This window comes from Methylobacterium sp. D48H, assembly GCF_053345715.1.
The window spans coordinates 548,449-570,908 of the sequence record NZ_JBKFAP010000001.1 but is presented as its reverse complement, the minus strand read 5'-3'; the positions used below and the strand labels follow the sequence as shown (position 1 = coordinate 570,908).

The 22,460-nt window shown below is 69.8% G+C and carries 17 protein-coding genes; 8 read left to right on the top strand and 9 right to left on the bottom strand.

Annotation, left to right across the window (positions count from 1 at the left end; translation table 11 throughout):
- Positions 1–217 precede the first annotated feature (217 nt).
- Together ACLBX8_RS02850 and ACLBX8_RS02845 are read left to right on the top strand one after the other, a co-directional pair.
- Positions 218–1,816, top strand: a complete 1,599-nt coding sequence (locus ACLBX8_RS02850; RefSeq protein ID WP_165923069.1) for a porin — start codon at positions 218–220, stop codon at positions 1,814–1,816.
- Between the two features lie 562 nt (positions 1,817–2,378).
- The gene (locus tag ACLBX8_RS02845; RefSeq protein WP_020091594.1) at positions 2,379–2,672 is read left to right on the top strand and encodes a hypothetical protein; all 294 of its coding nucleotides are present in this window, start codon (positions 2,379–2,381) and stop codon (positions 2,670–2,672) included.
- A 78-nt stretch (positions 2,673–2,750) separates the two neighbouring features.
- On the opposite strand, the gene ACLBX8_RS02840 is transcribed toward ACLBX8_RS02845, so the two are convergent.
- The 4 genes from ACLBX8_RS02840 to ACLBX8_RS02825 form a co-directional block, all read right to left on the bottom strand.
- Positions 2,751–4,136 carry a sensor histidine kinase gene (locus tag ACLBX8_RS02840; protein WP_100251000.1) on the bottom strand — a complete coding sequence of 462 codons (1,386 nt, stop codon included), beginning with the start codon at positions 4,134–4,136 and terminating at the stop codon, positions 2,751–2,753.
- Positions 4,123–4,803: a response regulator transcription factor gene (locus ACLBX8_RS02835; protein ID WP_447698137.1), complete on the bottom strand. Its 681-nt coding sequence runs from the start codon at positions 4,801–4,803 to the stop codon at positions 4,123–4,125. The genes ACLBX8_RS02840 and ACLBX8_RS02835 overlap by 14 nt, the downstream gene beginning before the upstream one ends.
- Positions 4,804–4,979: 176 nt before the next feature.
- The gene (locus ACLBX8_RS02830) at positions 4,980–6,365 is read right to left on the bottom strand and encodes an efflux RND transporter periplasmic adaptor subunit (RefSeq protein ID WP_447714595.1); all 1,386 of its coding nucleotides are present in this window, start codon (positions 6,363–6,365) and stop codon (positions 4,980–4,982) included.
- Positions 6,365–9,631 (bottom strand): efflux RND transporter permease subunit, encoded by a 3,267-nt coding sequence (locus ACLBX8_RS02825; protein WP_447714594.1) that lies wholly within the window; start codon positions 9,629–9,631, stop codon positions 6,365–6,367. Before ACLBX8_RS02825 ends, ACLBX8_RS02830 begins: the two co-directional genes overlap by 1 nt.
- 590 nt (positions 9,632–10,221) lie before the next feature.
- On the opposite strand from ACLBX8_RS02825, the gene ACLBX8_RS02820 reads away from it, so the two are divergent.
- The 3 genes from ACLBX8_RS02820 to ACLBX8_RS02810 all read left to right on the top strand — a co-directional run bounded on the left by ACLBX8_RS02820 (position 10,222) and on the right by ACLBX8_RS02810 (position 11,475).
- Entirely contained in the window at positions 10,222–10,509 is a 288-nt protein-coding gene (locus ACLBX8_RS02820; protein WP_447714593.1) for a hypothetical protein, read from the top strand.
- 360 nt (positions 10,510–10,869) lie between these two features.
- Positions 10,870–11,106 carry a hypothetical protein gene (locus tag ACLBX8_RS02815; protein ID WP_244435236.1) on the top strand — a complete coding sequence of 79 codons (237 nt, stop codon included), beginning with the start codon at positions 10,870–10,872 and terminating at the stop codon, positions 11,104–11,106.
- Positions 11,107–11,223: 117 nt separating this feature from the next.
- Positions 11,224–11,475 carry a PilZ domain-containing protein gene (locus tag ACLBX8_RS02810; RefSeq protein ID WP_020091601.1) on the top strand — a complete coding sequence of 84 codons (252 nt, stop codon included), beginning with the start codon at positions 11,224–11,226 and terminating at the stop codon, positions 11,473–11,475.
- A 115-nt stretch (positions 11,476–11,590) separates the two neighbouring features.
- Here ACLBX8_RS02810 and ACLBX8_RS02805 read toward each other — a convergent pair whose 3' ends face one another.
- Positions 11,591–12,880, bottom strand: a complete 1,290-nt coding sequence (locus tag ACLBX8_RS02805) for a D-serine ammonia-lyase (protein WP_447714592.1) — start codon at positions 12,878–12,880, stop codon at positions 11,591–11,593.
- A gap of 108 nt (positions 12,881–12,988) precedes the next feature.
- On the opposite strand from ACLBX8_RS02805, the gene ACLBX8_RS02800 reads away from it, so the two are divergent.
- A complete protein-coding gene (locus tag ACLBX8_RS02800; protein ID WP_447714591.1) occupies positions 12,989–13,942 on the top strand; it encodes a LysR substrate-binding domain-containing protein in 954 nt (317 codons plus the stop codon).
- A 52-nt stretch (positions 13,943–13,994) separates the two neighbouring features.
- Here the strand turns inward: ACLBX8_RS02800 and ACLBX8_RS02795 are convergent, their stop codons facing one another.
- Entirely contained in the window at positions 13,995–14,885 is an 891-nt protein-coding gene (locus ACLBX8_RS02795; protein ID WP_447714590.1) for a LysR family transcriptional regulator, read from the bottom strand.
- A gap of 122 nt (positions 14,886–15,007) precedes the next feature.
- Here ACLBX8_RS02795 and ACLBX8_RS02790 point away from each other — a divergent pair, with 122 nt between their 5' ends.
- Positions 15,008–15,886 (top strand): SDR family oxidoreductase, encoded by an 879-nt coding sequence (locus ACLBX8_RS02790; RefSeq protein WP_447714589.1) that lies wholly within the window; start codon positions 15,008–15,010, stop codon positions 15,884–15,886.
- 53 nt (positions 15,887–15,939) lie between these two features.
- On the opposite strand, the gene ACLBX8_RS02785 is transcribed toward ACLBX8_RS02790, so the two are convergent.
- A complete protein-coding gene (locus tag ACLBX8_RS02785) occupies positions 15,940–16,851 on the bottom strand; it encodes a LysR family transcriptional regulator (RefSeq protein WP_447714588.1) in 912 nt (303 codons plus the stop codon).
- A gap of 95 nt (positions 16,852–16,946) precedes the next feature.
- On the opposite strand from ACLBX8_RS02785, the gene ACLBX8_RS02780 reads away from it, so the two are divergent.
- A complete protein-coding gene (locus ACLBX8_RS02780) occupies positions 16,947–18,041 on the top strand; it encodes an aldo/keto reductase (protein ID WP_447697838.1) in 1,095 nt (364 codons plus the stop codon).
- Positions 18,042–18,096: 55 nt separating this feature from the next.
- Here ACLBX8_RS02780 and ACLBX8_RS02775 read toward each other — a convergent pair whose 3' ends face one another.
- Together ACLBX8_RS02775 and ACLBX8_RS02770 are read right to left on the bottom strand one after the other, a co-directional pair.
- Entirely contained in the window at positions 18,097–21,300 is a 3,204-nt protein-coding gene (locus ACLBX8_RS02775; protein ID WP_447714587.1) for a glycosyltransferase family protein, read from the bottom strand.
- A 32-nt stretch (positions 21,301–21,332) separates the two neighbouring features.
- Complete coding sequence (locus ACLBX8_RS02770; RefSeq protein ID WP_447714586.1) at positions 21,333–22,328, bottom strand: glycosyltransferase family protein; 996 nt, start codon at positions 22,326–22,328, stop codon at positions 21,333–21,335.
- Positions 22,329–22,460: the final 132 nt, after the last annotated feature.

Genomic DNA, 22,460 nt, shown 5'->3' with positions numbered 1-22,460 from the left:
AATTTCAGGAAGTCAATTCCGGTTGAAAAACGCAATCGCAATTTATTTGTAAAATCAAATCTTGACGGATACGGTCAAGCTGCCGAGCGATAGAGCGGCCAATTCTCGAAAAATACTGCGACGCCGCACCGTGTCGGGACCCGTACACGTGCGTGAACGCGGATCATTGGGTTGACGCTGGCAGTGGCACGACCACGGCGTCGGATGCGGGGATATGATGACCAGAATCAAGGCGCTGTTACTGGGCTCCTCGGCCCTGATGATCCCGATCGGCGGTGCGTACGCTGCCGATCTCCCGACGTTCAAGGCTGCGCCGGTCGAGTTCGTACGCGTTTGCAACGCCTACGGCGCCGGCTTCTTCTACATCCCCGGGACCGATACCTGCATTCGTCTGTCCGGACGGGCGCGGTATGACTTCCTGTATCAGACCAGCAAGGTTCGCACGGGCGGCGGCGGCGACCTCACCGGCTATCTCGGCCTGATGCGTCTGAACCTCGATTCGCGGACCCAGACCGATTACGGAACCCTGCGCGCCTTCCTGCGCATCGATGTCGCCAACCGCAGCGGCCCGTTCCTGACCTCGGGATCTCGGCAGCGCGAGAGCTTGGCCATCGCGGGCCTCGGCGCCGACGCCTTCGGGCGCACGCAGACCTACGTCAACGCCGATAAGGCCTTCATTCAGTTCGCCGGGCTCACCGCGGGCCGCGCGTCTTCCTTCTTCGACTTCTACGCGCACGACTTCGAGCTGATCGGCGGCACGGCCGGCTCCGATACGTTCAGCACGAACCTGCTCGCCTACTCGGCGATCCTCGGGAACGGCATCACGCTGACCGCCTCGATGGAAGATCCGACCTACCGGCGCTTCCCGATCTTCGGCACCGGCTCGGCAGTCGGGGCCTTCACGGCCGGTGGCGGCTTCGCGGGCTACAGCAACGCCTTCAACCCGTTCACCCCCTCGACCTGGCTGGCGCCGATCGTCGTCGGTCCCGGCAATGTCGCCTTCGTCGATGTCACCCAGAAGAGCCGCATGCCGGACTTCGTCGGCGCGGCCCGCATCGACCAGGCCTGGGGCTCGGCGCAGCTCTCGGCCGCCGTCCACGAGATCAATGCCGGCGATGCCGGCAGCACGGTCGCGGGCATCACCACCGCCACGACCGGCCTGGGCATCTCGCCGACGGGACGCGCCTCGAACGCCTACGGCTGGGCGGTCCAGGGCGGCCTGAAGGTCAACCTGCCGTTCATCGCGACGGGCGACACGCTCTACCTCCAGGGCGCCTACGGGCAGGGTGCCATCGCCTATACGGGCATCTCCAACTACACGGCGCCGTACGACGCCCTCGGCGCGGCGCCGGTCGGCGGCGGCTCGTTCGCGCAATACTACGCGGACGCGGTGCTGAATCCCGCGACCGGCCGCCTCGAACTGTCGACCTCGTTCTCCGCTGTCGCCTCCCTGCTCCATTACTGGTCGCCCGCCTGGCGCTCGGCCTTCTTCGGCAGCTACGCGCAGATCGACTACAACTCCAAGGGGCGCAACGCTCTGGGCCTCCTCGGCTTCGGCTTCGCCCCGGCTGGCGCCAGTGCGTCGAATGCCCTGGCCTTCGCCACGAGTCCCATCCTGCGGGGCAACAACCAGATGATCACCGGCGCCAGCCTGATCTGGACCCCCGTGAAGGATCTCGATATTGGCGTCGAGGGCGAGTACATCCGCACGGCGCTCAACAGCGGCGTCACGCCGGACATCTCGAAGAACGCGCTGCGCTACGTCAATTCGCAGGATGCGGCCCAATTCCGGTTCCGCGTGCAGCGGGATTTCTGAACCGATCCGACGCGCCTTCGCGGGCGCAACGTCCAGTCTCGAGCCCGGCCGCAAGGCCGGGCTTCTCTATTTGGCGCGCCAAGTAAGTTATCTCGTAAATTGGGCCATATTCAACAAATAAAAGATCTTTTGCTTGCGATTGTCGCAAAATCATCTACAAGAGAGTCAGCTCTTCAGCGGCTTGCTTCGCCGCCGACCGAGCGGATGCTATGGTTTCAGAGCGGCTGGCCCGGGTACCAGGGCAGGGCCGGTCTGACCCAGAGCTTCAGACCCATACGACTTCGCCGACCGGGCAACCGGTCGGCTTTTTCGTGCGCCCTGCCGGCGCAAGCCGGGCAGGATTGTCCGCCAGGCCCGGGCGACACAAGCCCCGATCCCGGTGACCGGGATGTGGCGGACCTGAGGTCAGCCACCACGAGAAATTCAAAAATCGTTTCAAGATTGAAGCCTGCCCAAAGAGCGAAAGAATTATTCCGCAATAAAATATAGAGTTTAAATGCGTATTGCAGCATCTTACTACCACGTCGCCGGTGAGCGACAGCTTGTGTAACGGGAGATCATCATGAAGAACATCGTCCTCGCCTGCTCGATGGGCGCGATGCTGATTGCGGGACCTGCTCTCGCTCAGGACGGTGGCGCGACCATCGATCCCAGCCTCATCGTCCGGACCAACGGCAGCGGCCTCGACGCGTGGTCCGCCTCCGAGGGCAACGACAAGGCGGGCGGCATGTGGGAGGGAGCGACCGGCTACAGCGCCGCGATCCAGCGGCCCAGCGCGGTCGAGACCGTCCCGGCCAATCGCCAGTGGAGCCATCTCAACAGCCGCGAGCGCCGCCGCGGCCAGCCCGCCTACTGAGCGCCCACCCGGTTCGGCCCCGCGCCCGGCACGCCCCGCGATGCGGGACCGGCCGGGCGCGACGGCGTGACGACGGCGTCAGAGGGATGCGGCCGGCAGGAGGTCGATCGACGGGTGCCCCGCGACGCTGTGGGTCCAGCTGAGGGTCACGCGGCAGCCGCTCCCGTCGGAGACGATGTCGAAGGTGGCGCTGTGCAGCCGCGCGATGGAATCGACGAGGCTCAGGCCGATCCCGAAGCCGCTCTTGTCGGTCTTCAGCGCGCCGCGGCGGTACCGGGCGCGCACGGCGCTCAGCTCCTCCGCGGGGATGCCGCAGCCCGTATCGGTGACCTGGATCCCCGTCGGATTCCGGAGCAGCGCGACCGTCACCTGCCCGCCGGCCGGCGTGAACTTCAGGGCGTTGTCGATCAGGTTGCTCACCGCCTCGAAGATCAGGCTGCGGTCGCCCTCGATCGCGCACGGGCCGTCCGGCCGCTCCCAGAGAAGTCGGATGTCGCGCTCGATCGCCAGGGGCTCGTAGTACTCCACCGCATCCTCGAGCAGCCGGCCGAGATCGACTTGGGTGAAGCCCGATCGGCGCAGGCGGTCCTCCATCTCGGAGATGCGCAGCAGGGCCGAGAACCGGACGACGATGCTCTTGACCTCGGCCAGGACGTCCTCGTTGAAGGCGCGGAAGGCCGCGACGCTGTCGGCTTTGCGCAGCGACCGCTCCAGCGTGCCGACCACCCGGGTCAGCGGGGTGCGCAGGTCGTGGGCGATGTTCTCGTTGACGCCCTTGATCTCCAGCATCAGCCGCTCGAGCTGGTCGAGCATGTCGTTCACGACGCGCGTGAGGTGAGCGAGGTCGGCCGAGACGCCGCGCGTCGGCAGGCGCTCGCTCAGGTCGCCGCGCATGATGCGCTCGACCGCCTTGGTGATCGCATCGTTCTGCCGCAGCGAGCCGGCGCCGAACACGACGGCACCGATCAGGCCGATCACGATGGTGGCGGCCATGCCCCAGACAAAGGTCTCGACCAGCGCCTTCTCGAGGGACTGGAGATCCTGGGCCGAGCGGCTGACCAGCACGTACTCGCCGCTCGGAAGCTCGGTGAGCTGGCTGAAGAGCGTGCGGCTGCGGTGATCCAGCGGCTGCGCCAGGATGAACGGCTTCCCGATCGGTGCCCTGTCGGGGAAGGCGATCGGCGCGCCGGCCCGCCGCACGTGGTCGGGCCCGAACAGGACGAGCGGGCGGCCGCCCTCGGCGAAATCCTCGGACGCGTCGATCCGCTCGCGCAGCGCGCGCGGCGACAGGTTCAGGAGGTGCTTCGATTCCCACTCGACCCACTCGAACGCGGCCTTGCGGCCGTAGCTGCGCGTGTCGACGTAGAGGAAGCCCGAGAGCGCCAGCGAGGCGGTCCCGAAGGTCGCGAAGAACAGGCACGCGACCCGGAAGCCGCTGGTGCGCCGGACCTCAAGAAGGCGCACGGAGGATGAAGCCCGTGTTGCGCACCGTGTGGATCCGCGGGTTCAGCCCGTCGGGATCGAGCTTCTTGCGGATCTTGCCGATGTGGACGTCGATGACGCTGGACTGGTGATTGAAGCTGTAGCCCCAGACGGATTCGAAGATCATCTTCCGGCTCACCAGCGTGCCGGCGTTCTGCATCAGGAACTCGATGATCGCGAATTCCTTGGGCAGGAGCTCAATTTCCCGGTTCCCGCAATGGAGGACGCGCTCGATCAGGTCGAGGCGCAGGTCGCCGACGACGAGTTCGTTCACCGCCTCGGCCGCCATCTTGCGCCGCGCCAGCGCGTCGACGCGGGCGGTGAGCTCGATGAACTCGAACGGCTTGGCCAAGTAGTCGTCGCCGCCGGCGCGCAGCCCGTCGACGCGCTCGTTGACGGCCGACAGGGCGCTGAGGATCAGGACCGGCGTCGAGATCTTCGCGGCGCGCAGCTCGGTCAGCAGCGACAGGCCGTCGATCTCCGGGAGCATCCGGTCGAGCACGATCACGTCAAAGTTACCGTCCAGGGCCTTGCGTAGTCCGATGCTGCCACTGGGGGCTTCGTCGACCTGAAAACCGTATTCCGTGAGGGCCGAACCGATCTCCGCGGCGACCCGCCGGTCGTCCTCGACTACCAATACGCTGGCCATTCGTTTTTCCTTCTTATTTTGTATTCGCCGGCCCTGTCTGGTCTCCTGCGGCTCGGAGGGAGAGGTGGAATTATCCTCTTCGGAGCCGGAGTCAAATGCGGTTCGGTCGCGGCGGCCGACCTGCGTCATCCCGCCGGCGAAGCTTACAAGGGAGCGAGGGATCTGGACCATGCGCCTCACTCCGCGCTCGCCTGCTCGGAGAGCTTGGCTGTCGGGACCTGGGAGGCGACGGAGCCGCGGGGGACGACGCGGCTGCCGTCCTGAAGGCCGGCGGGCGGGTTGAGGACGACGGTCTCGCCGCTGTCGAGGCCGCTGCGCAGCTCGAGGCGCGTGCCGAGATCGCGCGCGATCGTGATCGGCCGGAGCCGGACGGTGTCGTCCGCCCCGACCACGGCCACGCGCGTCCCCTCCGCGTCGAAGATGAGCGCCTCGGACGGCACGATCACCCGCGGATGCGTGCGCGGCACCGCGAAAGTGACGGCGACGTAGAGGCCCGGCCGCAGGATTCCGTCGGGATTGGCGACGTCGACCTCCGTGTCCAGCGTCCGCACCGAGGATTGGAGAGCCACCGAGCTGCGCGAGACCGTGCCGTCGAAGGTCCGGTCCGCGATCTGCGCGACCTGGACCCGCGCCTTCACCCCGTCGCGGATACCCACGGCGGCCGATTGCGGCACCTGCACCGCGACCCGCAGGACATCGGTGCTGTCGACCGTGAAGAGCGGCGTCCCGGAGCCGGCATCGCCGTGGACGAGGTCGCCGACATCGACCTTGCGGGCGGTCACGATGCCGTCGAACGGCGCGACGACGCTCTCGAAGGTGGTCAGCGTGCGGAGCCGGTTGACGGTCGCCTGCTGGGCGGTGATGTTGGCTTCCGCGACCTTCACCTTCGCCTGCGCGGCGGCGAGGGTCGCGGTGGCGGTCAGCATCCCCGCGCGGGTCTGGTCGGCGTTCTGCTTCGAGGCCCAGCCTTGTCCGGCCAGGGTCGCGGTGCGGGCGTCGGTCACGTTCGCGAGCGTCACATTGGCCTTGGCCTGCTCCACATCCGCCTGCGCGACGGCGAGCTGCGCCTTGAACTGGCCGAGCTGGGCCTCGGCCTGCCGGGCCTGCTGGTCGAGGTCGGGCGCGGCGATCCGGACCAGCAGGTCGCCCTTCTTGACCCGCGACCCGATGTCGACCCGGCGCTCGGCGATGTAGCCGGTGGCGCGGGCGAAGATGTCGGCATGGTCGAAGGCCTCGGTCTGGCCCGGCAGGGTCAGCGTCATGGGCCCGTCATCCACCTGCGCCGGCCCGGTGCGGACCGTCGGAACGAAGTTCACGGCCTCGGCCTGCGTCACCAGGGAGGCCTGGTAGGTCTCCCAATGGTGCCAGGCGCCGAGCCCGAGGGCGCTGCCGAGCGCGAGGAACGCCACGAGGAACGGGCGCTTGCGCGGCGGCGGCGGCACCGCGTGGACGAGGGCCTCGCCGGCCCCGTCCTGCCGCAGCGGGTCGATCTCGACCGCGTGCTGGTGCGCCCGCGCGGCAGCCTCGGCGCCGCTCCCGGGGGCGTCGTTGAAACGGGTCATCAATAATCCTCGAGGGGCTTGATCGGGTTGCGGCGGAGCAGGGTGTAGAGAAGGGGGACGAAGAGCAGGGTCGAGACGGTGCCCATCCCGATCCCGCCCATCACCGCGCGGGCGAGGGCGGCGTTCTGCTCGGCGCCTTCGCCGGACCCGATCGCCATGGGGATCAGGCCCAGGAACATCGCGGAGGCGGTCATGAGCACCGGCCGGAGGCGGGTATGGCCGGCCATCAGGGCGGCCTCGCGGGCAGAGCAGCCGGTGGCCTCGCGGTGCTCCTTGGCGAAGGTGACGAGCAGGATCGAGTTCGCGCTCGCCACGCCGACCGACATGATCGCGCCGAACAGGGCGGGGATCGAGAACGCCGTGCTGGTGATGAACAGGCTCATCACGATGCCGCAGAAGGCCAGCGGCAGGGCGGCGATGACCACGAAGGGGTCGACCCACGTCTGGTAGTTCAGGACGAGCAGCAGGTAGACCGCCACCAGCGCGATCCCGAGCCCGAGCTCGATGCGCGAGAAGGCGCTCTCCATGCTCTCGATCTGGCCGCGGACGAGGATCTTGTCCGGGGCCGGGAGCTTGACCTGCTCCTCGGCGACGATCCGGTCCACGGCGTTTCGGACGCTGCCGAGATCCGCGTTCTGGACGTTGGCGAGGATGTCGAAGGTCGGCTGCTGGTTGACGTGGTTGATCACGGTCTGCTCCGGCTGCCGCTGCATCGTGGCGATGTTCGACAGCAGGATCGGGATGCCGGGCCTGTCACCCGCGTCCGTGTGCACCGAGACCGGCGTGTTCATCAGCTGTGTGATGTCGGCGTTGCGCCACTCCGGCGTCTGGACCCAGAGCTGGTACGGCATGCCGGACTTGGGATCGGCCCAGAAGTTCGGGCTGACCTGGAAGGAGCCGGAGAGCGAGACGTTCAGGTTCTGCGCGATGGACTGCTCGCTGACGCCCATCTCGGAGGCCAGCCTGCGGTCGACGTTCACGTACATCTGCGGGGCGTCGACGATCTGGTGCAGGTGGACGTCGACGGCACCGCGGACCGCCGCGATGCGGCGGACGAGGTCCTGCGCCACGGCGAGGTCCTCGGCATCGTGCCGCCCGGAGACCTGCACGTCGATCTGCGCGACGGTCCCGAAATTCAGGATCTGCGTGATGATGTCGGACGGCTGGAAGTAGAAGGTGTCGTCGGGGAAGGCCTGGTGCAGGACCTGGCGCAGCCGCTTCTCGTAGAACGAGATCGGCTTATGCTCACCCTTCAGGTTGATGAGCATCTGCCCGTCATTGTAGGCGACGAACGACGCATCCATGAAGGCGAAGTTGTAGTTCGAGGCGGGGAGGCCGATGTTGTCCAGGATGAGCCCCAGCTCGTCCTTCGGGACGACCTGCCGGACGACGTCCTCGACCTGCGCGAAGGTCTTCTCCGCCTGCTCGATCCGCTCGCCCGGACGCGTGCGGATATGCAGGGTCATCTGGCTGGATTCGATCTGCGGGAAGTAGTCCTGACCGACGAAGGGGAAGATCGCGGCCGTCACCGCGAACACGGCGAGCGCGCCGGACAGCGCGAGGGCCGGGTGGCCGAGCACCGCGGACAGGAGGCCGACATAGCCCGCGTGGAAGCGCGCGAACCCGCGCTCGAACGCGTTGCGGAAGGCGAGGGCGCCGCGCAGCGGATATTGAAGCAGCCAGGCGAGGGGCCGTGTCGGCGCGCGGAGAATCCGGCCGAGGACGGAGCGGCGGCGGGGTGGTGACGCCCCATCGACCTCGGCGGCCGGGCCGTGATGCCGGGCGTATTCCGGGGCGACCAGGACGTCGATGAGGATCGCCACCAGCGTCCGCGACAGGAGGTAGGAGGTCAGCATCGCGAAGACCACCGCCTCGGCCTGCGGGACGAAGAGGTAGCGGGGCGCGTCCGTGAGGAAGAAGACCGCCGAGAAGGCCGAGCAGATCGCCAGCGTGGAGATCAGGGCCGGCTTGGCGATGCCGGCCACGCCCTCGACCACCGAGCGCCGGAAGGAGAAGCCTTCCTCGAACATCCGGTAGGTGTTCTCGATCGCGACCGTCGCGTCGTCCACGAGGATGCCGACGGCCAGGGCGAGGCCGCCCAGGGTCATCACGTTGATGGTCTGGCCCAGAGCAACCAGGATCGACAGGGAGGTCAGGATGCAGAGCGGGATGGAGACCAGCACCACGATGGTCGAGCGCCAGGAGCCGAGGAACAGCAGGATGGCGAGACCGGTGAGCCCCGCCGCGATCACCGCCTCGCGCACCACGTCGGAGATGGCGTCCGAGACGAAGACCGACTGATCGAACAGCGGCGTGATGGTCATGCCCTTCGGCGCGGCCGCGTGGATGTCCGGCAGGGCGGCCTTGACGGCGTTCACGACGTCCAGGGTCGAGGCTGCGCCGTTCTTGAGGACCTGCAACAGGACGGAGTGGTGGCCGTCGGCGCGGACGATGTTGATCTGCGGGGGCGAGCCGTCCCGGACATGGGCGACGTCGCGCAGCAGGACCGGCTGGTTGTTCTCGACCTTGATCGGAATGCGGTTGAGCTGATCGACCAGCTGCGGGCTCGAGTTGAGCCGCACCGTGTATTGCTGCGTCCCGATCTTCGCGAGGCCCGAGGGCACGACGAGGTTCTGCTTGAGGACCGCGTTCAGGACATCGAGCGGCGTCATGCCGATCGCGCGCAGCTTGCCGGGGTCGAGATCGACCATGACCTGACGCGGCGCGCCGCCGTAGGGCGAGGGCAGGGTCGAGCCCGGCACCTCGGCGAGCCGGCGACGGGTCCGGTACTGCGCGTAGTCGAAGACCTTGGTGAGCGGCAGCTTCGAGGACGACAGGGCCATCTGAATGACGGGCACCGACGAGGCGGAGAAACGCATGATGACGGGGGGCTGCACGCCCGGCGGCATGCGCGAGCGGATCGCGTTCATCGCCGAGTCGACCTGGGTCATCGCCAGATCGATGCTGACCGCGGAATCGAAGTAGATCCGCTCGGTCACCGTGCCCTGGATCGACGTCGACTCGATCCGGCGGATGTTGTTCACGTTGCTCGACAGCGAGAACTCGCTGTAGTTCGTGATGCGCTGGACCATGTCGGTCGCGTCGAGACCGTTATAGGTCCACACCACCACCACCACCGGGATATCGACGGCGGGCAGCACGTCCTTCGGCGCGACGGTGATCGAGCCGAGCCCCGCGAGGAACATGAGGACGGCAAGAACATAGAAGCTCTTGCGAAACTTCAGAGCGAACCGGACGAGTTCCATGTGATCAGTCGGGTGTCCCGCCGTGACCCGGCTCCCATTCCCGCGGGGTGCCCGCGTGAACTGGGAGCCGATCAAGCCTCGTGTGCGAAGAGAAGGCAGGGCGAATGCCCGGCACGCCGAAGTTATAGTCCTGGCAAAGACACTCTTCGAATGAATTCGGCACGACAAAATAAAGCGCTTTTAAGAAACTTAACGCGGCAGCGGATCTCTAAAGTGCGTCACGAATCCGATGCTTGCACTGTCTCCGTCCCAGGCCGCGGCCGGACGGGCGCGCATCGAATTTTGAAGAAAATTTCTCAAATCAATTCCGTTTTCACTGCTGAAAAGCCTATTTGATTGCGGTGCGCGGTCGGCTTGCGCCATCTTCCGGATGTCGAGATGGGCTGACCCGCCAACGTCGCTGAAGGCAGCGCGTCGCGGCCACGCGGTGATCCCGTCGGGCGGCTGTTCCGAAGCGCGCACGCGTTGTGGCGGGCCTGCCCGCAGAGACCGGCCGCTGACCCCCGCGGCGGTCTCGTCGGACACATCCAGGACATCCGGAGCGCGGCGTCCGCGCTGCCGATCTCGTGCGCGCGAGGAGGCGCGGGCCTATGACCAGACGATGTCTGCTGCTCCTGGTCTCGGTGCTCTCACTGGCGCTGCAGACCGGCGTGGCGCTGTCCGAGAACGAGATGCCGGCAGGAGGCGCCTTCATGAGCAGTTACACTTCGGATCCTTACTTCGACCCGCGGTCACGGTACTCGCAGGCTCACGCCACCGGAGACATCCGCGGACAGCCGATGCTCGTCGAACCGGGCGACGCCCCGCCGCCCTGCAAGCTCTTCGACACGGCCTGCGCGGCCGCCTTCGAGCGCTCACGCCCCCACGCGTATCGCTAGGGCCGGCGCCGACCGGGCGAGAGCGGAGCGCTCGCCCTTCTCGGTCCGAGAACGCGCCCTCTGCCGCGCGGAGATGGGGCATGTCAGTCCGCCGTCGGATCGTCCGCGATCCTGCGCCGCAAGTGCACCAACCTCTCGCCCGAGACCGCGCCGATATCCCGCCACCGGCGGCTCGCGCCGGTGGGGCTGCAGTCGACGATACCTGTGAATTCTTGAGCCAGGTTATATCGCAAGGCGTTTGCGCGCTCTATCCCGTTGAAAATTGCACGTTGACCGCGTGCGGGATGAGCAATGATTGAACAGGGTCCACGGATAGCGCGCGAATTCCATGTCGGCGTCGGCGGCGACCGCTGGGCCCTGATGCGCGACCTCCAGACCGGACAGCCCTACGTCTCTCACTCCCCGGGCGATGACGCGCCGGAGGTCCAACTGGATCTCGGTTCGTTCCTCGTGCTGTTCACCGGGGAGGAGCGGGAGAAGCTGCTCCGCCTGATCGGGTCGCTGCTGCCGGACGAGGACGCGCGTGCGGATGCCGACGGCCGGGCCGGCACGTCGCGGCCGCTGACCTTCGTCTCCCGGTGGCTTCCCAACCGGTAGGTCGAGACTTCGGTATTAGCCACCTCGACGCGAATTTTAGGCGCAATTGAGTTCAGTTCGTAAACCGGCCCTTGATCGGTCGCCGCTTATGCTCCGGCGCTCTAGCGCGGAGTACTTATGGACAACCAGCGCAACGCCCGACGCGTCTCCGTCAACCTGAGCGGATGCATCTCGGTGGCCGGCCATCCCGCCATCCCCTGCGTGGTGCACGACATGTCGCGGTGGGGTGTTCGCCTCCGCCTCGTCGGGACCGAGCGGGTGCCCCCCGCGTTCACGCTGACGATCGACGCCACCGACACGGTGATCGGCTGCGAGACGGTCTGGAAGAACGCCGACGAGATCGGGGCCCTGACCGACCTGATGGAGTGACCGAAAGCCGAATCTGGCCCTCGCTCCAGATCGGCCCCGGATCGCCTGGCGATCGGACACGATCGAGGAGCCGCGGCCGCGCGGTCTCGGCTTTTGATCCGGCGTCCAGCGCGCCTCAACCGCGGGCGAGGGCCGCCTCGAATTCCTCGGCCGGGAGGTGCGCGCCGCCGGTCGTCCAGATCACGTGGGTGGCCGCGGCGCCGACCGCCGCGGGCAGCGTGGCGGCGAAGCGCCCGGCCGCCGCGAAGCCCGCCGCCGCCGAGGGCTCCAGGCGCAGGCCCGCCTCGGTCCACATCACCCTGAGCCAGCGGTACAGCGCGTCGTCGGGCACCGTGACCACGGCGGCCACCAGCTTCTCGAGCGTCCGGGCCACCAGCATCGACGCGGAGGCGCAGGCCAACCCGTCCGCCGCGGTGCGGTTGTCGAGGCCGACATCGTAGACGCTGACCGGGCGGTCGAGACCGGCCGCGAGCTGGACCAGCATGCACGGGGACGCGACCGGCTCGACGAAGACCGGGTGCACGGCGTCACCGAACAAGAGCTTCAGGCCGAAGGCGACGCCGCCCGGCGCGCCGCCCACGCCGCAGGGCAGGTAGACGAACAGGGGTTGCGCCGGCCCCACGGCGATCCCGGCCTCCGCGAGCTGGCGCTGAAGGTCGAGGGCCGCGGCCGCGTAGCCGAGAAACAGGTCGACGGAATCCTCGTCGTCGACGAAATGGGCGTCCGCGCGGCCGGCGAACGCGCCGCGGGCCGCCGCGACCGCCGCCCCGTAATCGCCGCGATGCTCGACGACGCGGGCGCCGAGTTCGCGCAGGCGCTGCTTCTTCCACGCCTTGGCGTCGTGGGACATGTGGACCTCGACCGCGAAGCCGAGCGAGCGCCCCATCAGGCCGACGCTGAAGCCGAGATTGCCGGTGCTGCCGACCGCGATCACGTGGCGGGCGAACAGGGCGCGGAAGTCCGGGTCGGCGAAGGCCGCGTAGGATCGCCCCTCGGTGAGCAGCCCGGCCCGCGCGGCCAGGTCCTCGGCATAGGCCAGGACCTCGTAGACGCCGCCGCGCGCCTTGATGCAACCGGTCACCGGCAGCGCGTGGTCGGCCTTCACCAGCACGCGCCTGTCGGCGCCGTCCAGAACGTCACGGGACAGGCGCTCTTCCAGCGGGACGAGCGGCGAGTCGATCCGACCGGCGCCCTCTTCGGGGAAGAGGCGCGCCAGGAGCGGCGCGAACCGCTGCCAGCGCGCCACGGCCGCGTCCACGTCGGCCCGGCCGGTCGCGAGTCCGGGCAGGACGGACGCGGTGGCGTCCAGCGCCGGGTTCATCCAGACCGTGGGGCTGGCGCGCCTGACCGCCTCCGGAATCCGGTCGCCCGATAGTCGAGTCTCCATCCCGCCGACGGCTGCCATGGCGCTCCCGATCCTGCCCGGTTTGTCCGCGCCGACCCTGCGCGAGCGGCGCTCATGCGGCCAATTATATTCTCTGGTGCGGTCTATTAGGCCCGCTTATGATCGGGCATGCCCGTGAGGCTCGACGCGCGCCTGGCCGGCGACCTGTTCTTCTTCCGCGCCCTGGTCGAGGCGGGCGGCTTCGCCCGTGCGGGCGACCGCCTCGCCGTCACGCAGAGCGCGGTCACGCAGCGGATCCAGCGGCTGGAGCGGCGCCTCGGTTACCCGCTGCTCGAGCGGGGCGCCCGCGAGATCCGGCTCACCGCCGCGGGTCACGACCTGTTCGCCGCGGCGCGGAGCGGCTTCGACGGGATGGGCGAGGCCCTGCTCCGGGCGGAACGACGCGAGGGCCGCGCGACGCTGCGGATCAGTTGCGTCCCCTCCCTGGCCTCGGAATGGCTCGCGCCAAGGCTGAAGGCCTTCAGCGACACGCATCCCGACATCGACGTCGCCGTCTTCGGGGAGACGCACGACCTGGATCCGGGACGCATGGCGCAGTCCGGCATCGACGTCGCGATCCGCTACGGCCCGGCGCCGCCTCCCGGTGCGACGGTCGTCTTCGACCATCCCGAGCTGGTCTACCCGGTCTGCGCCCCGGCCTACCGGGATGCGGCGGATCCCGGCGGGGCCGTCGTCCTGCTCCACGACGCGACGCCGTGGGAGGCGGCCGCGAGCGTCTCGGAGGAGTGGGATCGCTGGATACGCGTCCACGGGGCGCCTTGGGGCGGCCGCGTCCAGAATCTCTACTTCAACCTCGCGCAACTGGCGCTGCGCGCCTCGCTCGGCGGCTCGGGCATCGCCCTGGGGCGATCGCTGATCGTCGCGCCCTATCGCGCCGACGGGCGCCTCGTGCCGGCTTGCGACGAAGCTGTCATGAACGGGCTCCGGTACTTCGTTCTCGTGCGTGCCCTGCCACCCGCGGGGCCGGCGGCGGCCTTCGTGGACTGGCTCGGCCGGACGATGGCGGGTCCGCCGGGCTCGCCCGAGGCGCCGCGTCGGGACGGTGCGGTGGAATGCGGATAGGGCACCGTCCCGCGCGCGCCGCGCTCGGCGCCCCTCGGTTCGAACGCTCGCTCTACCGCCGGGCGGGTCGATCCGTCGACAGCGCGGCTGCCAGATAGGCGACGAAGGCGTTCACCTTGGGACTGACCAAGCGCCGGGACGTGTGGAGCGCCCACAGCTCCGTCGGCGGCCCCTCCAGCCAGCCCCAGCAGGCGAGGCGTCCGGCCGCCACGTCGCCCCCGACCAGCGAGCGCGGGAGCAGCGCCGCGCCGGCGCCCGCCACCACGGCGTCGCGCAGCATCGGCAGCGAGGACAGGCGCAGGACCGGCACGGGCGCGTAGGACCGGCGCGTCCGGCCGTCATGGACCTGCCACGTCTCGTCCTGACGCGGCGTCCAGCGCACCGCCGCCGGCACGGTCGCCGCGTCGGTCGCGGCCGACGGTTCGGGACGCGGGACCTCGGGCGGCGCCACCAGCCAGAGCTCGTCCCGCAGGACACAGCGCCCGACGAGGCGCTCGTCCGGCTTCGGATTGACCCGGATGATCACGTCGAAACCCTCCTCGATCGGGTCGACGAACCGGTCCTCGGCGGAGATCTCCAGCTCGACCTCGGGATAGGCGCGGGCGAAGTCCGCGGCGACGCGGCCGAGCTGCGTGTCGGACAGGAGCAGCGGCGCACTCACCCGGAGCCGCCCACGGGGTCGGTCGAGGCCGCCACCGACGACGGCGCCGGCCTCCGCGATCTCGCTGAGCAGCGGCCCCGTCCGGGCGTGGAGGAGCGCCCCCGCCTCTGTCAGGCGCAGGCTGCGCTCACCCCGCTCGATCAGCCGCGTCCCGAGGCTCGCCTCGAGCTCGGCGACGCGCCGCGACAGCGTCGCCTTCGGCCGCCCGCTCGCCCGGGCGGCGCGGCCGAAGCCGCCGTGGCCGGCGACGAGATTGAAGTCGGCGAGCGCCGCGAGGTCCATGTGCTGTTCCAGATCCGGGACACCCAGTCCCGATCTTGCCGACTATGGCTCAGAAAAGGAACGGCGCATCTTCGGTTCATCGGCGGCCCGCTCGGGGCCGCCCCGCATCCAGGAGATCCGCCATGACCATCCTCGTCACCGGTTCCACGGGCCGCATCGGCTCCGCCGTCATCGATCATCTTGTCGCCGCGGGGGCCGCCGTGCGCGCTCTGACCCGCTCGCCCGAGAAGGCGCGATTCCCCTCCGGCGTCGAGGCCGTCCGCGGCGATCCCGCCGACATCGACGCGATGCGCGCGGCGCTGGTCGGGGTCGACACCCTGTTCCTGCTCGTCGCCAACGCGCCGGACGAGCTGACCCAGGCGATCACGACGCTCAGCCTCGCCCGCGACGCGGGCGTGCGCGGCATCGTCTATCTCTCGGTCTTCAAGAGCGAGGCCTTCGTCGATGCCCCGCACTTCACCGGCAAGCACGCCGTCGAGCGGATGATCGCGGCCCTCGACCTGCCCGCCACGGTGCTGCGGCCCTCCTACTTCATGCAGAACGACCTCGCCCAGAAGGAGCCGCTCCTCGGGGCCGGCCTGTATGCCGTGCCCCTCGGGCAGGCCGGCGTCTCGATGGTCGACGTGCGCGATATCGCCGAGGCGGCGGCCAACGCGCTGCTGCGCCGCGAGCGCGCGGCCGACCGTCTTCCGGCCGAGACCTACGACGTCGTCGGCCCGGACGCCCTGACGGGCGACGCCCTGGCGGAGATCTGGTCCAGGGCCCTCGGGCGCGCGGTCCGCTACGGAGGCGACGATCTCGACGCGCTGGAGCAGCGGCTCCGGAGCTTCGCTCCCGCCTGGCTCGCCTATGACCTTCGGGTGATGATGCGCCGCTACCAGGAGGACGGCGCCGTGGCGGCCGAGGCCGAGGTTGCGGACTTCGCGAGGCTCCTCGGCCGCAGGCCGCGGAGCTACCGCGACTTCGCGGGCGAGGTCGCCCGCGACTGGCGGGGCGCCTGAGCGGGGAGGCCCCGCGGGTACGGTCTCGCAGGCACTGTCACGCGGGCACGGTCTCACGGGCCGGGAGGCGACGGCGCCTCCCGCCACCGCAGCGCGTCGATCAGGCTGCGCAGGGCGGGCGTGACCTGCCGGTCGGGGTAGTAGAGGTGGCAGCCGGGAAACGACGGACACCACGCGTCCAGCGCCTGGACGAGACGTCCCGCGGCCAGGTCGTCGGCCGCCTCGTCTTCCAGCATGTAGCCGAGCCCGGCACCGGCCCGGATCGCGGCGGCCGCGAGCCGGCCATCGTTCACGACGAGCTGGCCGGCCGCGCGCACCCGGATCTCGCGGCCGTCGCGGGCGAACTCCCAGGGCAGCAACCCGCCGCCGCCGACGAGCCGGTAGTTCACGCAGCGATGCGCTTCCAGGTCAGCCGGGCTCTCCGGGCGCGGGTGACGGGCGAAGTAGTCCGGGGTCGCGACGACCACCGTGCGCAGGTCGGGTCCGACCCGGACCGCCACCATGTCGCGCTCGACCGTCTCGCCGAAGCGGATCCCGGCGTCGAAGCCGGCGGCGACGATGTCGGTCAGGGGGTCGTCCACGATCACCTCAACCGAGACGGCTGGGTGATCGATCAGGAAGGCGGGCAGTCTGGGCTCGAGGATCGCCCGCGCGGCGTACGCGAAGGTCGTCAGCCGCAGCCGCCCCGACGGCGCGCCGCGCCACTCGGCCAGCGCGTCGAGCCCGCGCGCGACGTCCTCGAGCGCGGGGCCGACCGACCGCAGCAGCCGCTCGCCGGCCGGAGTGAGCGCGACGCTGCGGGTGGTGCGGGCCAGCAGGCGCACGCCGTAACGCGCCTCCAGAGCCCGCATCGTGTGGCTGAGCGCGGAGGGCGACAGCCCCATCTCCGCGGCCGCCCGCGTGAAGCTGCGATGGCGCGCCACCGCCGCGAAAGCCGCCAGATCGTCGAGGGTGCCGCGCCGCATTCCTGAATTCTGCTCACAGACGCATGCGGAATACCACGGCTAATCCCGATCCCCACGCCGGACTACGTCCAAGCCCTCAACAGTGAGGTGCGGCGATGGATCTGAGGCACTATCGAACCCTGGGACGCTCGGGTCTGGCCGTGAGCCCCCTGGCGCTCGGGACCATGACCTTCGGCGCCGCCCGCTGGGGCAGCGACGCGACGGTCTCGGCGGCCATCTTCGACCGTTACGTCGAAGCGGGCGGCAACTTCCTCGATACGGCCGACGTCTACGCGGGCGGCGCGAGCGAGACGATGCTCGGCGACCTGATCGCGGCGCGCGGTCTGCGCGACCGCCTGGTCGTCGCGACGAAGTCCGGCTTTCCGCGCGCGCAGGGGACGCCGCTCGCCGGAGGCAACAGCGCGCGGAACATCCGCTCCGGTCTCGAGAGCTCCCTGCGCCGTCTCAGGACCGGCTGGATCGACCTGTACTGGACCCATGTCTGGGACCGGACCACGCCGCCGGAGGAAGTCCTCCGGGCGCTGACCGACGCCGTCGCGCGCGGCGACATCCTGTATTACGGATTCTCGAACGCGCCCGCTTGGTACGCCGCGCAGATCGCCGCGCTGGCCCGTGCCCACGGCCTCCCGGAACCCATCGGCCTGCAATACGCCTACTCGCTGCTCGACCGGGGCGTGGAACTCGACGTGCTGCCCGCGGGCCGCGCCCTCGGGCTCGGGCTGGTGCCCTGGAGCCCGCTGGCGGCCGGCCTGCTGACCGGCAAGTACGGGCGCGAGAAGCTCGCTCTGGCCGGTCCGGCAGGCTCGCTCCCGGACCGGGCCGGCGACGCGGCCGAGGGCGGCAGCGACGGCCGGCTCAACGGCGACAATCCCTTCGGCGGCATGCTGTTCACCGAGGCGAACTTCGCGGTGGTGGACGTGCTGCGGGCGGTCGCCGCGGACGTCGGCCGACCGATGGCGCAGGTGGCGCTGGCCTGGGTCGCGCGGCGCCCCGGCATCGCCTCAGTCCTGGTCGGGGCGAGCCGCCCGGAGCAGCTGGCGCAGAACATTGCCGCCCTCGAGGTCGTCCTGACGCCCGAGCAGCAGTCCCGCCTGGATGAGGCCGGGGCTCCGCCGCAACTCAATCCCTACTTCATCTTCGAGCTGCCGACTTCGCGCATCTTCGGCGGTGAACGGGTCGAGGCGTGGTAGACCCGCGTCCGCGATCGGCTCGGGGGATCGAGACCGGGCCTGCCGGTGATCCCCGTCACTCCGAACGCGCCACCTGCGTGCGGAACAGCGTCGCGAGGGTCCGCAACGTCCTGTTGTGCGGCTCGGCCAGGGACACCGTGTAGGCGCCCGGATCGATATTCGGGACGGAGGCGGTGATGCGCACCGTCCGCTCGTCGATCTTGAGGACGGGCGCCCGCCACGTCTGACCGTTGGTGCCGCGGAACACCGCCAGCGTGTCCTTGCCGAGCCGGGGCGCGGTCCCGGGGAACGCGACTTCCGCGGCCCAGAGCTGCCCCGGCGACACGCGGAGCGCGTCGCCGGCATCCGGCAGGCTGTGGTGCAGATCCGGGACGTGCGGCGGGCCGCTGACGAGATGGCGCGGCTCCGGAACGAAGCGCGCCGGCGGCTCGGTGTCGGGGGCGATGAAGATCGAGGCGACGTCTTCGAGGATGCGCAGGCTACCGTCGGCGATCTGGACGATCGCGAGCGCGTAGCGTCCGAAGGACATCCCCGCGACGTCGATCTGGCCGGTGAAGCCGGACGTCGCGGCGGCGGGTTCACCGTACCACTTGGCCACGTCCGGACGGAGATCGCTCTGCAGGGCGACCCACGATGTCCCGGTGCGACCCGTCAGCCGCAGGTAGATCGCCTTCGGCGCCGGCCCCGAGACGTGCAGCCAGCCGCGCAGGAACACGGAGGCCCGCGCGACGACCGACGAGAGATCCAGGCTCCGGTTCAGGCGCTCGTCCGTGCGCAGCACGTCGAGGCTCCAGCCGCACTCGCTGCGCCGGACCGGCCTCAGCGTCAGGCGACGGAACGCGTCGGGCAGCTCCGGCACCGGGCGCGCGCGCGCCGCCGCCATCACGGTGGGCGACGCCTCCGGCGCGCGGGCCGCCTCGTCCCAAGCGATCGCCGCGCTGGTCCAGGAGGCGGCGTTCGTCCGGTATCCCAGGGTCTCGAGCCGCAGGTCGAAACCATGGCGCAGGTGGCTGGGAACGCGTCCGTGGCGCAGCGGCCGCGCCCCGATCAGGCGCTCGTAGAGGGCGCGGACCGACCCGAGGTGGCCGTCGGTGTCGGGGAAGGATTTCCGGCCGATGGAGGCCTGCATCCGGGCGAGGCGGGCGCGATCGTAGTGCAGCGCGATGAGGCGCGCGCGGACGGCACCGGCATCGTCCGGCGGGACCTTGAACCCGTCGATCCCGTCCTCGACGCGCTCGGCCAGGGCCCCGATATCGGCGACGATCGGGACCAGGCCCGCCTGCCACGCCTCCGTCAGCGCGATGACGAACGTCTCGGGCCAGGTCGAGAGGTGCAGCGAGACATCGCAGCCGGCCAGCAGGCCGCCGATCGCGTGCTGCTCGTAGGCGCCCGTCACGGTGACCTGATCCGGTCCGAAGCCCGCGACCGCCTCGCGGTACGGGTCGTCGATGCGGCCGATCACCTTGAAATGGATGGGATAGGCCTCGCAGCTCCGGATCAGGTTGATCGCCTGCTGGCCGCCCTTGTGGGCCGCGAGATTGCCCAGGATCGCCACGGTCAGCCGATCGCCGTCGCGCCTGCGCTTGGATACCGGCCGCGCCCCGGCCGGCGCGGTGTTCGGCGCCACCATCGGGATCTCGACGATCCGGTCGGCGGGGATGCCGGGGAAGTAGCGCCGGAGGTACCCCGCCGTGGCGGGCGTGCTCGTGACGAAGGCGTCGATCGCGTCGGTCACCAGGGTCATCATGCCGTCGCGGCGCGCCTTGGAGCCGGGCGGATACTGGTTTCCCGAGACCAGGCAGGCGTCGCACTGGTCCGCCCCGCGATTGACGACGTCGCAGAACCGGCCGGTGTGATCGAGCAGCAGCCAGCGCTCGCAGATCAGGAAATGATCGTGCAGGTGGTAGACGGTGGGTATGCCGCAGGCCCGCGCGATCAGCGGCAGCGACAGCGGGACGTGCATCAGGTGATGGATGTGGACGAGGTCGACCTGATGCTCGAACAGCAGCCTCTGGAAGATCCCCTCCACGAACGGGTCCGTCGAGAGCGGCGGCGTGACGGGACCGCAGGCGAAGCTCTCCGAGATCCCGGGGCCCTCGAGCCGGAGCGACCAGCGCCCGTCGCCGAAGACGGGGAAGAGGAACAGGGCGCGGTACGGCTCGCCGAGCTCGGTCAGCAGTTCCTGATAGACCTCCACGCCGCCGCCGGGACGATGCCCCATCCGGTTGTGGGTGAGCATCAGGACCGTGCGGGGCGCTGACGGGGCGAGGGGCGGCCGGCGCGTCTGCGTCCGGCGCCGGTCGATCACCGCGTCCAGGATCGTCGCCACGCGATGGTCGTAGAGGTGTTCGGCGCGGGTCCGCGCCTGCGCGGCGCGCGCGCGCGCGATGCGGGCCTCCGGTTCGGTCAGGGCCGTCAGGATCGCCTCGACCGCACCGGCCTCGTCGTCGCAGAGCGCGATCTCGGCGTCCGGCGTGTAGTAGGCGGCCGTCTCCGGCTCGGGCGACACCACGACCTGGTAGCCGCCGGCCAGCGCCGTCTCGAACAGCCGCGGCGGCGGCGTCGAACCAGTCGCCTGATCGGCGCGCGCCGCCGAGAAGATCCGGGGCAGGGTGAGCACGACGCGACTGCGGTTCGCCAGGAGGGCGAAGTCGCGGTTCCCGCAGCGCCAGTCCGTGACGAGCGCCTCGTCCTCCAGCTCCGGCGGACCGATATGCGCGTTCCACGGCAGCGCCAGCTTGAACTTCACGTCCCGCGGCAGCTTGGCCGAGAGCGCGTTCAGGGTCGCGACCCTGTTCGGCCACGCCGTTCCGATGAAGAGCAGATCGTAGCGGTAGCGCGCGTCGTCCTCGAGCACCGGGAGATCGTGGAAGAGCGACGAGGCGCCGAGGGCGAGGTGGTGCGCCCGGCCCCCGTAGGCCGGGACCGTGGCAAGGTCGTTCGTGAAGACCAGATCGAAGACCCCCGACCCGCGCACGTTCGCCTCGCGCTCGTACGGATCCTCCGTGGTCCAGAGCACGCTGGTCCGGGCGAGCGCCGCGAGCCGGCCGACCAGCGGCGCGTGCGCCCGCGCGCCGCCGAAAGCGATCAGCGTGTCGAGACCCTGCTCGACGAAGGTGGCCAGGGCATCGCCGTGCCCGCCGACATGGACCCGGCCGACCGCGGGGTGCCGGCGCAGCGCGTCCGCGATGGCGAGCACGAGGTAGCGGTTGTGGGTTTGCGGCTCGGTGTCGAGCAGCAGGATCGACAGGTCGGACATGCGCGGTCTCGTCCGTCTCAGCGGCGGCGTGATCAGGCCGGGACCGTCAGGCGGCTCAGATCGAGCAGGCGCGCCGCGCGATGCCGGTAGGTGTGCTCGCGGAGCGCCCGCGCCTGCGCCCGGCGCGCGATCGCCTCGATCGCGGCGGGCTCGTCGAGCGACCGCTCGATGGCGCGCGCGATATCGGCCGCGCCGTCCACCAGCAGGATCTCCGTGTCCGGCTCGAAATGCGCGCAGATTTCCAGGCCGGTGACGAAGAACAGCTGCGCCGAGCCCGACAGGGCGACCTCGAAGGTGCGCGGTCCCGGCGTCGCCTGCGGGAGCGACAGCCGTCGATTGGCCACGTCAAGGTCGCGGCCGATGTTGAGCGTCAGCCGCGCCGCCGCGGCGTAGTCGGCCATCTGCGCCGGCGTGAGGCGGCGGTTCACCGCGCATCGGAGCGTGTCCGGCCACTCGGCGCCCAGGATCTCCACGACGTGCCGGCACAGGAGATCGTCGATCCGGCGCATCAGGGCGACGCGGTTCGGGTAGGCGACGCCGCAGAAGAACAGGACTGTCTCCCGCTCCGCCACCGGGGCGATCGGCCGGAAATGCCGGTCGGGCGCCGCGGCCAGCGGCAGGTGGTGGACGTCGGGGTGCCGGTAGTGCTGCGCCGCCCAGGAATCGTTGCTCACGACGATGTCGGCGAAGAGTTCCGCCTTGAAGGCGTAGTCGAACTCGTACGGGTCGTCCGTCAGCCAGAAGATCAGGACGGCACCCACGGCGTCCGCGGCGCGCCGAAGCGCGCGCAGATCCGCCAAGTCAGGCACGAGACTTCCGACCGCGATCACGACATCCGGCCGGGTCGCCCGGACCGCCCCGACCGCCAGTTCCAGAGGGGTGTGTCTGACGCGCTCGGCGCCGAGCAGTTCGGCGAAGCCCTCGGCCAGATCGCTCCGGATCCCGGGATTCCTGTTGAGCGCATCGGGGAAGGTGCTCGTGACCAGGACGTGCGGCCCGGCCAACGAGATCGCGCTGACGAAATTCATCCCTCGTGACCTCGGCGAGACGGGCCAGTTTTAATTGCAGGTTAATGCCAATTGTAAGTAGACACGCAACTGTCGCATGTCCATTTCGTCGATTAATTTCCCCCAACCACTTGGCGATTGGGTAATTTCGGG

What these genes read in the sequence shown, in the direction of transcription:
- ACLBX8_RS02850 (WP_165923069.1), top strand. Translation starts at nt 218, where the DNA reads ATGACCAGAATCAAGGCGCTGTTACTGGGCTCCTCGGCCCTGATGATC.
- ACLBX8_RS02800 (WP_447714591.1), top strand. Translation starts at nt 12,989, where the DNA reads ATGCCCGTGAGGCTCGACGCGCGCCTGGCCGGCGACCTGTTCTTCTTC.
- ACLBX8_RS02790 (WP_447714589.1), top strand. Translation starts at nt 15,008, where the DNA reads ATGACCATCCTCGTCACCGGTTCCACGGGCCGCATCGGCTCCGCCGTC.
- ACLBX8_RS02775 (WP_447714587.1), bottom strand. Translation starts at nt 21,300, where the DNA reads ATGTCCGACCTGTCGATCCTGCTGCTCGACACCGAGCCGCAAACCCAC.
- ACLBX8_RS02770 (WP_447714586.1), bottom strand. Translation starts at nt 22,328, where the DNA reads ATGAATTTCGTCAGCGCGATCTCGTTGGCCGGGCCGCACGTCCTGGTC.
- ACLBX8_RS02815 (WP_244435236.1), top strand. Translation starts at nt 10,870, where the DNA reads ATGCGCGACCTCCAGACCGGACAGCCCTACGTCTCTCACTCCCCGGGC.
- ACLBX8_RS02820 (WP_447714593.1), top strand. Translation starts at nt 10,222, where the DNA reads ATGACCAGACGATGTCTGCTGCTCCTGGTCTCGGTGCTCTCACTGGCG.
- ACLBX8_RS02810 (WP_020091601.1), top strand. Translation starts at nt 11,224, where the DNA reads ATGGACAACCAGCGCAACGCCCGACGCGTCTCCGTCAACCTGAGCGGA.
- ACLBX8_RS02830 (WP_447714595.1), bottom strand. Translation starts at nt 6,365, where the DNA reads ATGACCCGTTTCAACGACGCCCCCGGGAGCGGCGCCGAGGCTGCCGCG.
- ACLBX8_RS02795 (WP_447714590.1), bottom strand. Translation starts at nt 14,885, where the DNA reads ATGGACCTCGCGGCGCTCGCCGACTTCAATCTCGTCGCCGGCCACGGC.
- ACLBX8_RS02845 (WP_020091594.1), top strand. Translation starts at nt 2,379, where the DNA reads ATGAAGAACATCGTCCTCGCCTGCTCGATGGGCGCGATGCTGATTGCG.
- ACLBX8_RS02835 (WP_447698137.1), bottom strand. Translation starts at nt 4,803, where the DNA reads ATGGCCAGCGTATTGGTAGTCGAGGACGACCGGCGGGTCGCCGCGGAG.
- ACLBX8_RS02780 (WP_447697838.1), top strand. Translation starts at nt 16,947, where the DNA reads ATGGATCTGAGGCACTATCGAACCCTGGGACGCTCGGGTCTGGCCGTG.
- ACLBX8_RS02785 (WP_447714588.1), bottom strand. Translation starts at nt 16,851, where the DNA reads ATGCGGCGCGGCACCCTCGACGATCTGGCGGCTTTCGCGGCGGTGGCG.
- ACLBX8_RS02825 (WP_447714594.1), bottom strand. Translation starts at nt 9,631, where the DNA reads ATGGAACTCGTCCGGTTCGCTCTGAAGTTTCGCAAGAGCTTCTATGTT.
- ACLBX8_RS02805 (WP_447714592.1), bottom strand. Translation starts at nt 12,880, where the DNA reads ATGGCAGCCGTCGGCGGGATGGAGACTCGACTATCGGGCGACCGGATT.